We start from the raw sequence: 13,319 nt of genomic DNA, 5'->3' as shown, positions 1-13,319 counted from the left end.
GAGATGATTCACACGATCGACTACCACACCGGCGGCGAGCCGTTCCGGATCGTCACCGCCGGGGTGCCCGACATCCCCGGAGGCACGGTACTGGAGCGCCGCCAGGCGGCGGGCGCCCCGGACATCGACGGCGTGCGGCGGCTGCTCTGCCACGAGCCGCGCGGGCACGCCGACATGTACGGCTGCTTCCTCGTCCCGCCGGACGACGCCGGGGCCGACCTCGGTGTGCTGTTCTGGCACAAGGACGGCTACTCCACCGCCTGCGGCCACGGCACCATCGCACTCGGGGTCTACGCCGTCGACAGCGGCCTGGTCAAGGCCGATCCGGAGGGGGAGACCGACGTCGTCGTCGACGTCCCCTCCGGCCGGGTGACGGCCCGGGTCCGCTGCGCGGCGGGCAGGATCGAGGCCGTCACCTTCCGGAACGTGCCGTCCTACGTGCTCGCGCGGGACGTCGAGCTGGGCCCGCCGTCCGGGACCGGCCCGGCCCCGGCGGCCACCGGCCCGGACGCGCCGGGCCGTAGCGGCCCCTCCTCCGAGGGCGCCGGTCCCGCTCCGCACGCCGGGACCGGCCCGGAGCGGCTCGCCGGGGTCAGGGCCGACATCTCCTACGGCGGAGCCATCTACGCCTCGGTCCCGGCCGCGGCGTTCGGGCTGAGCGTGGCGCCCGAGCACCTCACCGAGCTGATCGCGCTCGGCCGGGCGGTGAAGGCCGCCCTGGCCGGTCACCCCTCCTCCCGGCACCCCGCCGACGAGCGGCTCTCCGGGATCTACGGCGTCATCTTCTACGACGACCTGGGCCCCGGCCACCAGCGCAACGTCACGGTCTTCGCCGACGGTGAGGTGGACCGCTCGCCCTGCGGCTCGGGCACGGCCGCCCGGCTGGCCCTGCTGCACGCCGACGGCTTCACCGGCACCCTGACCCACGACAGCATCGTGGGGACCTCCTTCCGAGCCTGGGTGGCCGAGGTGACCGAGGAGGGGATCGTCCCCGAGGTGGAGGGCATGGCCTACCGCACCGGGGAGCACAGTTTCAGCCTGGACCCGCGCGACCCCGTCGGCACCGGGTTCACCCTCCGATGAGCGCGCCGCCCTACCTGGACGGGGAGACCCTGCGCGGACTGGTGCCGATGGCGCGGGCCGTGCAGGTGCTCCAGGACGCGCTGAGCGCCGGGCTCGACCCCGAGGAGACCCCGCGGCGGCCCGTCGTGGAGGTCCCCGCCGGGCAGTTGCTGCTGATGCCCGCGGCGTGGGGCCGCTACGCGGGGATCAAGATCGCCGGGGTCGTGCCCGACAACCCCTCGCGCGGGCTGCCGCGGATCCAGGGCACCTACCTGCTCATGGACGGGGAGAGCCTGGCCCCGCTGGCCGTGCTGGACGGCGTCGCGCTCACCTCGCTGCGCACCCCCGCGGTCTCCGCGCTGGCCGTACGGCATCTGGCCGAGCCGGACGCCTCGGAGATGACGGTCTTCGGCGCGGGGCCGCAGGCGTGGGGGCACGTGGCGGCCTTCCGCGCGGTCCGGCCGGTGCGGCGGGTGAGCGTGATCGCCAGGGACGCCGCGAAGGCGCGCGCCCTGGCCGCCCGGTGCGCCGCCGAGGGCCTGCGGGCAGACACGGTGGCCGATCCCGGCCAGGCCGACCTGATCGCCTGCTGTACGACCGCCAGGACCCCCCTTTTCGACGGTAGGCTCATTCGGGAAGACGCGACCGTGGTCGCCGTCGGTTCCCACGAGCCGGACGCCCGGGAGATCGACGATGATCTCGTCGCGCGTGCCACAGTGGTCGTCGAAGCCCGCAGCGCCGCCCTCGCCGAGGCGGGAGACCTGATCATCCCCTTGCGGAACGGTACGATCACCATTGGTCACCTCGCCGGCAACCTCGGGGAGCTCGTCGCCGGCAACGTGCCCCGCGGCCCGGGGCCCCGGGTGTTCAAGAGCGTCGGCATGGCGTGGGAGGACCTGGTGGTGGCGGCCGCCGCCTACGAGGCGTGGATGCGAGTGAGATGAGAGGCGAGGGAATGGTCCCTTCGGCGGAGGACCGGCTCGACCTGCCGGTCGTGGGCGAGCGGCAGAGCCTGCGGGAGCAGGTGGCCCACGCGCTGCGGGCCGCCCTGATCACCGGTGAGATGCGGCCGGGAGTGGTCTACTCGGCGCCGGTGCTGGCCGCCCAGTTCGGGGTCTCCGCGACGCCGGTGCGCGAGGCGATGCTCGACCTGGCCAAGGAGGGCCTGGTCGAGGCGGTGCGCAACAAGGGCTTCCGGGTCACCGAGCTGTCCGACCGCGACCTGGACGAGCTCACCGAGATCCGCCAGCTCATCGAGGTGCCCACGGTGGCGCGGCTGGCCGACCGGGCCCGCGCCGAGAGCTTCGAGCCGCTCCGCCCGCTGGCCGAGCAGATCGTCGACGCGGCCGAGCGCGGCGACCTGCTCGCCTACGTCGACGCCGACATCCGCTTCCACGTGGAGCTGCTGGCGCTGGCGGGCAACGCCCACCTGGTGGACGTGGTGCGCGACCTGCGCAACCGGGCCCGCCTGTACGGCCTGTCGGCCCTCTACGCGCGCGGCGTCCTGGTCGACTCCGCCCGCGAGCACCTCGACCTGCTCGCCCTGCTCGCCGCGGGCGACACCGGCGGCTCCGAGCGGCTGATGCGCAGCCACATCCAGCACGTGCGGGGGATCTGGGCCAGCAAGGCGGAGTAGACCGCTCCCGGCGTCCGCTCCGGTGCCCGCCGTCCCCGTCGGGGCCGCCCGTGTCTCGGCGCGTGCCGGTCTCCGCGGGAGGTCCGCCCGCGCTCCGGCGCCCGCCGTCCCCGCAGGCGGCCGGCCCGCGCTCCGGCGGGCCCGGCCTGCTTCAGCGGGGCCGCCTCAGCGGGAACCGCGGGTGGCGCCCACGCTGGCGATGACCACGCAGCCGATGGCGGCCCACTCGCGCACCTGGAGCACCTCGCCCAGGACGAGCAGGCCGACCAGCGCGGCCACCGCCGGCTCCAGGCTCATCAGGATGCCGAACACCTGCTTGGGCATCCTGCGCAGGGCCTCCAGCTCGATCGAGTAGGGGATGACCGAGGACAACAGGCCCACCCCCAGACCGATCAGCAGCAGCTCGGGCCGGAGCAGGTCGGCGCCGCCGGTGCCGATCCCCACGGGGGCGATCAGCAGGAACGACACGATCATCGCGAAGGAGAGCCCGGTCGTGCCGGGGAAGCGCTGGCCGACGGCGGCCGACAGCAGGATGTAGCCCGCCCAGCAGACCGCCGCGACCAGTGCGAAGGCGATCCCGGCCCAGCTGATCCGCGACGCCGCGGTCCCCCAGGGGGCCAGCAGCACCACACCCGACCCGGCCAGCGCGACCCAGAGCAGGTCCAGCCGGCGGCGCGAGGCGGCCACCGCCACCCCGAGCGGGCCGAGGAACTCGATCGCCACCGCGATGCCCATGGGCAGCCGGGCCAGCGCCTCGTAGAACGACAGGTTCATCACGCCCAGCGTCACGCCGAACGCCACTCCCAGCCCGATGTCGACGCGGGTCAGCCCCTTCAGCCGGGGCCGGGCGACCACCCCCATGATGAGCGCGCCCATCGCGATCCGCAGGAACACCACCGCGCTCGGCGGCAGCTGGGAGAACAGGTCCTTGGCGAATCCCGCACCCACCTGGACTGACAGGATGGCCAGCAGCACCAGCCCGGACGGCGGGATGGCGTCGGAGGCGGCCCTCAGCAGCGCTCCCGGCCTGGGCAGGCCCGGCTTGTACGGCTCGGCCGGCCCGTGCAGGGCTTCGGCGGTCATGAGACTCCCTCGCGACAGGTGCCAAATAGTCTTTCACACCTTACCTAGTCGGAGGTCGTCTCTCCGAGTGGTGTCCGCGATGCGAGATCGGCCGGCGGGTGTAGAGCGCCACGGTCATGCCGGGCACCCGCCCCACATGCCATGCCCGGCCCCGGGTGAACCCCTCCCGGGCCAGCGCGCCGAGCCTGTCGCCGCCCGCGCCCACCGCCGCGCCGGCGCCCCGCCAGAGCGCCCAGACCCGCTCCCGCCCGCCGAGGGCGGCGGTGACGTCGGCGTGCTCGGGGTAGTTGAAGGACTCCGGCAGGGGGGCGGCGCCCGCGAGCAGCACGTCGTCGGGCAGGCCCCGTCCACCGTAGCGGAGCATCCCCGCCCGTAGCCATGACCCCGCGTACACGATCGCGTCGCCGGGCCGGGCGTTGTCCGAGACGATCCGCGCGGCCCGGGGGAAGTTCTCCTGGTGGCCGTTCTCCTGGCGGAGCCTCAGCTGCCCCGGCAGCCCCGCGACCAGGGCGCCCGCCAGGGCGAGCGCGGCGAGCGGGCGGGGTGCCGAGGCGAGCGCGAGGCCGGCCAGCAGCGCGTAGGCGGGCACCGTGGCGAACAGGTAGCGCTCGACGTAGACGGGGGAGAGCAGGTGGGACAGGCCGAACAGCAGGACGGGCGGCAGCAGGGCCCAACCGGCCAGTAGCGTGACCCAGAGCCGGGGGACGCGGTGCCGGCGTGGCAGGAGCAGCGCGGCCGAGGCCAGCGCCAGCAGGACGTGGCCCGCGAGCGCGGTGCCCCCGGCCGCCCTGGGCAGGGTCAGCAGGACCGCCGGCCCGGGTGGTTCGATCCAGCTGATCGCGTGCCGCTGACCGAAGCCGACCGCGACCCAGACGGCCCCCGGCACGCATCCCAGGGCCGTGCAGGCCAGCATCCTGGCCAGGACGGCCCGGCCGTACAGCGCCACGGCGAGCAGGTGGGCGGCGAGCACGAGGAGGGCGAGCACCTGCGTGCAGCCGAGCAGCGCGACGGCCGCGGCGTATCCCGGCCAGCCGCCGCGCCGCCCCGGCTCCCCGGCCGCGCGGTGCAGCGCCCAGGCGGCCAGCACCGCGGCGGCGGCCGCGAAGGCGTAGGGGCGGATGTTCTGCCCGTGATAGGAGACCGACGGCAGCAACCCGTAGACGGCGGCGGCCGTCACCCCGGCGGGCAGGGAGTGCAGGCGCCGCCCCAGGTCGGTGACGAGCGCCGCGGCCACCCCCGTCGCGGCCGCCGAGGGCAGCCGCAGCCACCACTCGGCCTGGCCGAACTCCAGCCACAGGTGCATGAAGGCGTAGTAAGGCAGGAAGTGCCCGTCGATGTGCTGGGCCAGCTCCCACAGCCCCGCCGCGCTCCGCCGGGCCGCGCTGAGGGTGGCCAGCTCGTCGGAGGACTGGGAGGCCGCCGACGAGCCGGCGACGGCGACGACCGTCGCGGCGAGCCCCATGGCCAGGCCCGGCCAGATCCGCCCCCGCTGTCGTGTCGCCGGCACGCGCGAGGACCGCACTCCGGTGATGATCACTAGGAGGATGCTAGAGGCTATTGATCATTTCAGGTGGGATGTCCGGGTAATGATTGCGCAGAAGATGCCAAAGGTTCCCGGATCATTCCCAGCGGAACGTCCGCGACGTGACGAGGAGCGAGATCGCGGCCCACCCCGCCAGGATCGCCGCCGCGGCCACCGGCAGACCGGAGCCCCCGGTCAGGACCGAGCGGAGCCCGCCGGCCAGGGCGGAGATCGGCAGCAGTTCGAGCACCGGCTGCACCGAGCCGGGGAACTTCGACAGGGGGAAGATCACACCGCCGCAGCCGAGCAGGACCAGGAAGACCAGGTTGGCCCCGGCGAGGGTCGCCTCGGCGCGGAGCGTGCCCGCCATCAGCAGGCCGAGCCCGCTGAAGGCGGCGGTGCCCAGCAGGACCAGCAGGAGCGCGGCCAGGGGAGAACCCGCGGGGCTCCAGCCCAGGGCGAGCGCCACCCCGCTGATGACGGCCACCTGGATGACCTCCACGGCGACCACCGCGAGTGTCTTGGCCAGCATCAGCCCGGTCCGCGACAGCGGGGTCGCGCCCAGCCGCTTCAGCACGCCGTAGCGGCGCTCGAAACCGGTCGCGATGGCCTGTCCGGTGAAGGCCGTGGACATCACGGCCAGCGCGAGCACGCCGGGGGTGACGAAGTCGATTCGGGAGCCGCCGCCGACGTCCACCAGCGGCGCGGCCGAGAACCCCACGAGCAGCAGCACCGGGATGATCATCGTGAGCAGGAGCTGCTCGCCGTTGCGGAGCATCGCCCGGATCTCCGCCCCCGTCTGCGCCAGCACCATCCGGGGCAGCGGCGCGGCCCCCGGGGCGGGGGTCAGGTCCAGGGTCGTCACTGTGCTCTCCTGCGGTCTGGTGCGAGCCGTGCTCGGCGAAGGGTCATCGGAGCTCCCGGCCGGTCAGCTCCAGGAAGACGTCCTCCAGAGTGCGGCGCTCGATGCTGAGGTCGTCGGCGGTGACGCCCTCGGCGGCGCACCAGGCCGTCACGGTCGCCAGCAGCTCGGGGCCGACCTGCCCCTCGATGATGTAGTGCCCGGACGGCGACTCCTTGGCCGCGCTGCCGGCGGGCAGGGCGGTGAGCAGCTCGTCGAGGGTGAGCCCCGGCCGGGCGCGGAAGCGCAGCTGCCGCTCGGCGCCGGTGAGGGAGGACGGGGTGCCCTCGGCCACCACCTTGCCGTGGTCGATGATCACGACCTGGTCGGAGAGCTTCTCCGCCTCGTCCATGTGGTGGGTGGTGAGCACCACCGCGACCCCGCAGGCGCGCAGGTCGCCGACCAGCTCCCAGCACGCGTGCCGGGCCTGGGGGTCCAGCCCCGCGGTCGGTTCGTCGAGGAAGACCAGCTCGGGCCGGCCGATGACGGCCGCGGCCAGCGACACCCGTTGCTGCTGGCCGCCGGAGAGCCTGCGGTAGGGCGTGCGGGCGTGCTCGGTCAGCCCGAGCCGCTCCAGCAGCGCCGCCGGGTCCAGCGCGTTGGCGTGGAAGCGGGCCATCAGGCGCAGCCACTCCCCGCAGCGCATCGCCGGGGGCACGCCCCCGGCCTGGAGCATCACCCCGACCCTGGCCCGCAGCTCCGGGTGGGTGGGGGCCAGGCCGAGCACGTTCACGGTGCCGTCGTCGGCCCGGCGGAACCCCTCGCAGATCTCGATGGTCGAGGTCTTGCCCGCGCCGTTGGGCCCGAGGATCGCGGTGACCGCGCCACGGGCCGCGCTGAGGCTGAGGCCGTCGATCGCCGTCGTTCGGCCGTATCTCTTGACCAGATCGATGATCTCGACGGCTGGGGATTCCATGGCCACGAGTTTAGGGACTGTACCGGCCGGTCAGGTCCCCGGACCGGCCCCTGGGAGCCCCCCATGCCCGGTAAAAGGCTTCGGGCGGATCCCGCCAAGGTCGCTGATCGGCCGCCAGGTGCCTCATGCCGCCCATGTAACGCTGAGTCCATACCGAATCACGACTTGAGGAGGTTCGGCGTGTCCGAACGGAGCGGCTACGGATCCGGCGTCCCGTGCTGGGCCGAACTGTCGAGTGGAGACGTCACCCTGTCGGTCAGGTTCTACCGGGAGATCTTCGGCTGGGAGGCGGTGTTCGACCCCCGCCCGGAGTCCGGCGGACGCGGGCGGTTCACGCTGGGAGGGAAGGCCGTCGCGGGGATCGGGCCGAGCCGCGGCGACGGCGCGCTCTCGGCCTGGAGCACCCACCCCGCCACCGAGCCCGGCGCCCTCGCCTGGGACGGGCCGCTCACCCAGGACACCGCCGCGTGCGCGTCCTTCCACCCGGCCGTCTTCGGCTGGGAGGTCAGGGACGGCGGCGCCGCGGGCGCGCGCCACACCGAGTGGCAGGTGGCAGGCGGGCACCGTGCCGAGTGGCAGGCGGTGGACGGGCGCCACACCGAGTGGCAGGCGGACGGTCACTCCGTCGCCGGGACGGCGCAGGCGGGCCCATGGCCGCCGCCGGGCGCGCCGTCGCGCCGGCTGGCCTGCTTCGCGACCGCCGACGTAGAGGCCACCGTGGCGAGGGCCGAAGAACTCGGCGCCACCGTGCTCGTGCCCCTGGCGCCGGCCCCCGGGGGAGCAGCGGCCGTGCTGGCCGACCCGCAGTCCGCCGTCTTCGCGGTCGTCGGGCGGGGCGGCCCGCCGGTCTGAGATCCGGCGGGCCTGTGGCCGCCGGGCCGGGCAGCCGCCGGAGTGGGGTCCGGCGCACCACCGGCCAGCGGGTCCGTCGGTGTGGGACCGGGCGCACCACCGGCCGGACGGTCCGTCGGTGTGGGACCGGGTACGGCGGCGGCCAGAGGGTCCGTCGGTGTGGGACCGGGTGCGGCGGCGGGCCGGCCGGGGCGCCGGTCCACCGGTCCGATCCGCGGCCGTCGTCCCTCCCGGGCGGGGGTAAATCTTTTTTATGTGACTCCCCAAATATGGGAATTTGAGTGACCTGATCGCGGTTGGGAACCCCTGGCCCGCACGGGCCCATTGTGGCCTGTGAGGGGGAGCTGATATGACCACGGCGGTCGTCGAGCCGGAGGTCGCGCCGGTCGCGCGGCGCAGAGGACTGCTGCTGCTCATCCTGGGCGCGCTGTCAGCGATCGGACCGCTCTCGATCGACATGTACCTGCCCGCCTTCCCCGCCATCGCCGCGGAGATGGGCACCGGCCAGTCGCAGGTGCAGCTCACCCTGACCGCCTGTCTCATCGGCGTCTCCGTCGGGCAGGTCGTCGCCGGCCCGCTCAGCGACGTGCGCGGCCGGCGGACGCCGCTGCTGATCGGCATCGCCGCCTACGCCGCCGCCTCGCTGCTGTGCGCGTTCTCTCCCTCGGTCTACGGCCTGATCGGTCTCCGCCTGCTCCAGGGCGTCGCGGGCGGCGCCGCGCTGGTGATCGTCCGCGCGGTCGTCCGGGACCTGTACGAGGGCGCGGCCATCGCCCGCATCTTCGCCACGCTCATGCTCGTCAGCGGCCTCGCGCCGATCCTGGCCCCGATCGCGGGCGCGCAGCTGCTCGCCCACACCTCCTGGCGCGGTGTGTTCGTCTCGCTGAGCGTCGCCGGGCTCCTCCTGCTGGCCGCCGCGCTGTTCGGGGTGCGCGAGACGCTCCCCCGCGACCGGCGCGAGAGCGGCGGCCTCGGCCGCACCCTCGTCACCTTCGGACACCTGCTCCGCGACCGCTCCTTCATGGCCAGCGCGCTGGCCGGCGGCTTCGGCTTCGGCGGCATGTTCGCCTACATCTCCGGCTCGCCGTTCGTGCTCCAGCAGGTGTACGGCGCCTCGCCGCAGACCTTCTCGCTGGTGTTCGCGCTGAACGCGATCGGCCTGACCGTCACCGCGCAGATCGGCGGCCGCCTCGCCGGGCGCACGGTGGCCCCCGCGCGGCTGATCCTCATCGGCCTGGCCGTCTCCCTGGCCGGGGCGGGGCTGCTGCTGGCCGCCGTGCTCCTCGGCCTGCCCCTGGCGGTACTGGTCACCGCGCTGTTCGTGATGATGTGCGGGGCCGGGTTCGTCCTGCCGGGCACCGGCGCGCTCGCGCTGGCCGGCCAGCCCCAGCAGGTGGCCGGGAGCGCCTCGGCGCTGACCGGCGTGCTGCAGTTCGCCATCGGCGCGGTCGCGGCCCCCCTGGTCGGGCTGGGCGGCGAGGGCACGGCGCTGCCGATGGCCGTCGTCCTGGCCGGGCTCACCCTCGCCTCCTTCGCCGTCTTCGCCGGCCTGCGGAAGTCCCGGAGCGGTGTTTCCGCAGGTTAGGTAAGGCTTACCTGCGTGATAAATGACATCTCGGTGGACCCGACATCGGTTTGTATGCGGGGAAGGAATTACGCCACACTGATGTTGTGAAATACGTGAACCAGATGCCGGGCACCGAGGAGACCGCCGTCGCGCGGCTCTCCGGCGTGTCCGCCGAGCGGAGCACACGCGCGCGTGTCGCCCGGCTCATCCTGGAACACGGCCCCATCACCGCCGCGGCCCTCGGCGAACGGCTCGGGCTCACCCCGGCCGCCGTCCGCCGCCACCTGGACGCGTTGCTGGCCGACGGGATGATCGAGCCCCGTACGGCCCGGCCCCGCGGTCAGCGGGGAAGAGGGCGGCCGGCGAAGTTGTTCGCCATAACCGACGCCGGGCGCAGCGCCTTCGAGCACGCCTATGACGGCCTGGCCGGAAACGCGCTGCGTTTCCTCGCCGAGCGCATGGGCCAGGACGCGGTGGCCGAGTTCGCCCGGTCGCAGGTCTCCGGTCTCGTCGGGCGGCTGCAGCCGGAGATGCGCGAGGTCCCCGCCGACCAGCGGGTCCGCGTCCTGGCCGAGGCCCTGTCGGCCGACGGCTACGCCGCCTCGGCGAGCAAGGCCAGCCTCGGTGGCGAGCAGCTGTGCCAGCACCACTGTCCGGTGGCGCACGTGGCGGCGGAGTTCCCGCAGCTCTGCGAGGCCGAGACGGAGGCCTTCGCGCAGATCCTCGGCACTCCGGTGCAGCGGCTGGCGACCATCGCCCACGGCGACGGGGTGTGCACCACTCATGTGAGTCCGCGCAGAGCGGCCGAGCCGGGTGCGCGAGAGCGGGCCACGGACCCGCGGGCACCCGAGCGAGCGCGACCATCCATACGCCAAGAAACAATCGATGACGCATCGAGCAAGGAGACCGGAAGGTGACTGTCACCGACCGCCCGGAGCTGGAAGGCCTCGGGAATTACAAGTTCGGCTGGGCCGACTCGGACGCTGCCGGATCGGCGGCCCGCCGCGGCCTGTCCGAGGAAGTCGTCCGTAATATCTCCGCGCTCAAGAACGAGCCGGAGTGGATGCTGGACCTTCGCCTGAAGGGCCTGCGCCTTTTCGGCAAGAAGCCCATGCCGAACTGGGGTTCCGACCTCAGCGGGATCGACTTCGACAACATCAAGTACTTCGTGCGCTCCACCGAGAAGCAGGCCGCCTCCTGGGACGAGCTGCCCGAGGACATCAAGGCCACCTACGACAAGCTCGGCATCCCCGAGGCGGAGAAGCAGCGCCTGATCGCCGGCGTGGCCGCCCAGTACGAATCCGAGGTCGTCTACCACAAGATCCGTGAGGACCTCGAGGAGAAGGGTGTCGTCTTCGTCGACACCGACACCGCGCTCAAGGAGCACGAGGAGCTCTTCAAGGAATACTTCGGCACGGTGATCCCGGTCGGCGACAACAAGTTCGCCGCGCTGAACACGGCCACGTGGAGCGGCGGCAGCTTCATCTACGTGCCGCCGAACGTCAACGTCGAGATCCCGCTGCAGGCCTACTTCCGGATCAACACCGAGAACATGGGCCAGTTCGAGCGGACCCTGATCATCGTGGACGAGAACTCCTACGTCCACTACGTCGAGGGCTGCACCGCGCCGATCTACTCCTCCGACTCGCTGCACAGCGCGGTCGTGGAGATCGTCGTGAAGAAGGGCGCCCGCTGCCGTTACACGACCATCCAGAACTGGTCGAACAACGTCTACAACCTGGTCACCAAGCGCGCCGTGGCCTACGAGGGCGCGACCATGGAGTGGATCGACGGCAACATCGGCTCCAAGGTCACCATGAAATACCCGGCCGTCTACCTGATGGGCGAGCACGCCAAGGGCGAGACGCTGAGCGTCGCCTTCGCCGGCGAGGGCCAGCACCAGGACGCCGGCGCCAAGATGGTGCACCTCGCGCCCAACACCAGCTCCACCGTGATCTCCAAGTCCGTCGCCCGGGGCGGCGGCCGCACCTCCTACCGCGGGCTGGTCCAGATCGAGGAGGGCGCGCACGGCAGCGCCAGCACCGTCAAGTGCGACGCGCTGCTGGTGGACCAGATCAGCCGCTCCGACACCTACCCCTACGTGGACGTGCGCGAGGACGACGTCTCCATGGGACACGAGGCCACCGTCTCCAAGGTCTCCGACGACCAGCTCTTCTACCTGATGAGCCGTGGTCTGAACGAGGACGAGGCGATGGCGATGATCGTGCGAGGCTTCGTCGAGCCGATCGCGCGCGAGCTCCCGATGGAGTACGCCCTCGAACTGAACCGCCTGATCGAGCTGCAGATGGAAGGGGCCGTCGGCTGATGGGTCTCGAAACCAAGCCCCTGTCGACCCTCCACGAGAAGGCCTCCTACGACGTGGCGGACTTCCCGGTCCCCACCGGCCGGGAGGAGGAGTGGCGTTTCACGCCGCTGTCGCGCCTGAAGGGCCTGCACACCGGCGCCGCCGCCGGCGGCTCCGTGCTGGTCCACGTCGAGGCGGCCCCGGAGGTCACCGTGGAGACCGTGGGCCGCGACGACCAGCGGATCGGCAAGGCCTACGTGCCCGCCGACCGGGTCAGCGCCCAGGCTTTCGCCGCCTTCGAGAAGGCGACCGTCATCACGGTCCCCCGCGAGGCCGTCACCTCCAAGCCGACCGTGATCACCCTCACCGGCTCCGGCGAGGGCGCCGCCTACGGGCACATCCTGGTCAGGCTGGAGCCGATGGCCGAGGCCGTCTTCGTCCTGGACCACCAGGGCAGCGCGGTCTACGCCGACAACGTCGAGTTCGTCGTGGGCGAGGGCGCCACGCTCAAGGTCATCAGCCTGCAGGACTGGGCCGACGACGCCGTGCACGTCTCCCACCACCACGCCCTGCTCGGCAAGGACGCGACCTTCCGCAGCTTCGTGGTCACCCTCGGCGGCGACCTGGTGCGGCTGTCGCCGTCGGTCTCCTACAGCGGCCCCGGCGGCGACGCCGACCTGACCGGCCTCTACTTCGTGGACGCCGGCCAGCACATGGAGCACCGCCTGCTGGTGGACCACTCCCAGCCCCACTGCAAGAGCAACGTCGTCTACAAGGGCGCGCTGCAGGGCGACGCCGCGCACGCCGTCTGGATCGGCGACGTCATCATCCGGGTCGAGGCCGAGGGCACCGACACCTACGAGCTCAACCGCAACCTCCTGCTCACCGACGGCGCCCGCGCCGACTCGGTGCCGAACCTGGAGATCCTCACCGGTGAGGTCGCCGGGGCCGGGCACGCCAGCGCCTCGGGCCGCCTGGACGACGAGCACATCTTCTACCTCCAGGCCCGCGGCATCCCGTTCGAGGAGGCGCGCCGCCTGGTCATCCGCGGCTTCTTCGCGCAGTTGCTGGAGAAGATCGAGCTTCCCGAGCTGCGTGAGCGGGTGCTCGGCAAGGTTGAGGCGGAGTTGGAGAAGTGACGTTCGAGAAGGTCTGCAAGGTCACCGACATCCCCGATGACGGCGTGATCGGACTCGAGGTGGGGGAGACCCCGGTCGCCCTGGTCCGCCGGGGCGCAGAGGTCTTCGCCCTGCACGACGTCTGCTCCCACGCCGAGGTGAGGCTCAGCGAGGGCGAGGTCTACGACGAGACCCTGGAGTGCTGGCTGCACGGCTCGTGCTTCGACCTGCGCTCCGGCAAGCCCACCGGCCCGCCCGCCACCAAGCCCGTCCCCGTCTACCACGTCAAGATCGACGGCGATGACGTCCTCGTCTCGCTCTCGAAGGAGTCATAACAGTGTCTGATTCGAGCCGAGT

Annotated in this window: 13 protein-coding genes; 9 read left to right on the top strand and 4 right to left on the bottom strand. The window is 72.8% G+C overall.

Features of this window, described 5'->3' with window-relative positions; genetic code table 11:
* Nucleotides 1-3 precede the first annotated feature (3 nt).
* Genes ACZ6R6_RS11080 through ACZ6R6_RS11070 form a run of 3 tightly spaced genes read left to right on the top strand, consistent with a single transcriptional unit; the run spans nucleotide 4 to nucleotide 2,698 of the window.
* On the top strand, nucleotides 4-1,083 hold the full coding sequence (locus ACZ6R6_RS11080; RefSeq protein ID WP_470092223.1) for a proline racemase family protein: 1,080 nt from the start codon (nucleotides 4-6) through the stop codon (nucleotides 1,081-1,083).
* A complete protein-coding gene (locus ACZ6R6_RS11075; RefSeq protein WP_470092222.1) occupies nucleotides 1,080-2,006 on the top strand; it encodes an ornithine cyclodeaminase family protein in 927 nt (308 codons plus the stop codon). The genes ACZ6R6_RS11080 and ACZ6R6_RS11075 overlap by 4 nt, the downstream gene beginning before the upstream one ends.
* Complete coding sequence (locus ACZ6R6_RS11070; protein WP_470092220.1) at nucleotides 2,003-2,698, top strand: GntR family transcriptional regulator; 696 nt, start codon at nucleotides 2,003-2,005, stop codon at nucleotides 2,696-2,698. Before ACZ6R6_RS11075 ends, ACZ6R6_RS11070 begins: the two co-directional genes overlap by 4 nt.
* 165 nt (nucleotides 2,699-2,863) lie before the next feature.
* Here ACZ6R6_RS11070 and ACZ6R6_RS11065 read toward each other — a convergent pair whose 3' ends face one another.
* The 4 genes from ACZ6R6_RS11065 to ACZ6R6_RS11050 form a co-directional block, all read right to left on the bottom strand.
* On the bottom strand, nucleotides 2,864-3,781 hold the full coding sequence (locus tag ACZ6R6_RS11065) for an EamA family transporter (RefSeq protein ID WP_306868877.1): 918 nt from the start codon (nucleotides 3,779-3,781) through the stop codon (nucleotides 2,864-2,866).
* A 40-nt stretch (nucleotides 3,782-3,821) separates the two neighbouring features.
* Nucleotides 3,822-5,318: a glycosyltransferase family 39 protein gene (locus ACZ6R6_RS11060; protein ID WP_470092219.1), complete on the bottom strand. Its 1,497-nt coding sequence runs from the start codon at nucleotides 5,316-5,318 to the stop codon at nucleotides 3,822-3,824.
* Between the two features lie 82 nt (nucleotides 5,319-5,400).
* Nucleotides 5,401-6,117 (bottom strand): ABC transporter permease, encoded by a 717-nt coding sequence (locus ACZ6R6_RS11055; RefSeq protein WP_470092353.1) that lies wholly within the window; start codon nucleotides 6,115-6,117, stop codon nucleotides 5,401-5,403.
* 94 nt (nucleotides 6,118-6,211) lie between these two features.
* On the bottom strand, nucleotides 6,212-7,120 hold the full coding sequence (locus ACZ6R6_RS11050) for an ABC transporter ATP-binding protein (RefSeq protein WP_470092218.1): 909 nt from the start codon (nucleotides 7,118-7,120) through the stop codon (nucleotides 6,212-6,214).
* 180 nt (nucleotides 7,121-7,300) lie between these two features.
* Here ACZ6R6_RS11050 and ACZ6R6_RS11045 point away from each other — a divergent pair, with 180 nt between their 5' ends.
* The 6 genes from ACZ6R6_RS11045 (at nucleotide 7,301) to ACZ6R6_RS11020 (ending at nucleotide 13,297) form a co-directional block, all read left to right on the top strand.
* On the top strand, nucleotides 7,301-7,972 hold the full coding sequence (locus ACZ6R6_RS11045) for a VOC family protein (RefSeq protein WP_470092216.1): 672 nt from the start codon (nucleotides 7,301-7,303) through the stop codon (nucleotides 7,970-7,972).
* Between the two features lie 349 nt (nucleotides 7,973-8,321).
* Nucleotides 8,322-9,557 (top strand): multidrug effflux MFS transporter, encoded by a 1,236-nt coding sequence (locus ACZ6R6_RS11040; RefSeq protein ID WP_470092214.1) that lies wholly within the window; start codon nucleotides 8,322-8,324, stop codon nucleotides 9,555-9,557.
* 104 nt (nucleotides 9,558-9,661) lie between these two features.
* Nucleotides 9,662-10,456 (top strand): helix-turn-helix transcriptional regulator, encoded by a 795-nt coding sequence (locus tag ACZ6R6_RS11035; RefSeq protein WP_470092351.1) that lies wholly within the window; start codon nucleotides 9,662-9,664, stop codon nucleotides 10,454-10,456.
* Entirely contained in the window at nucleotides 10,453-11,865 is a 1,413-nt protein-coding gene (gene sufB, locus ACZ6R6_RS11030; protein ID WP_470092212.1) for a Fe-S cluster assembly protein SufB, read from the top strand. Before ACZ6R6_RS11035 ends, sufB begins: the two co-directional genes overlap by 4 nt.
* The gene (gene sufD / locus ACZ6R6_RS11025) at nucleotides 11,865-12,983 is read left to right on the top strand and encodes a Fe-S cluster assembly protein SufD (protein WP_470092211.1); all 1,119 of its coding nucleotides are present in this window, start codon (nucleotides 11,865-11,867) and stop codon (nucleotides 12,981-12,983) included. Before sufB ends, sufD begins: the two co-directional genes overlap by 1 nt.
* Nucleotides 12,980-13,297 carry a non-heme iron oxygenase ferredoxin subunit gene (locus ACZ6R6_RS11020; RefSeq protein ID WP_306868887.1) on the top strand — a complete coding sequence of 106 codons (318 nt, stop codon included), beginning with the start codon at nucleotides 12,980-12,982 and terminating at the stop codon, nucleotides 13,295-13,297. The genes sufD and ACZ6R6_RS11020 overlap by 4 nt, the downstream gene beginning before the upstream one ends.
* Nucleotides 13,298-13,319: the final 22 nt, after the last annotated feature.

The organism is Streptosporangium sp. NPDC048886 (assembly GCF_055586905.1).
The sequence above is the reverse complement of the archived record's forward strand: the minus strand, read 5'-3'. Positions and strand labels throughout refer to the sequence as shown.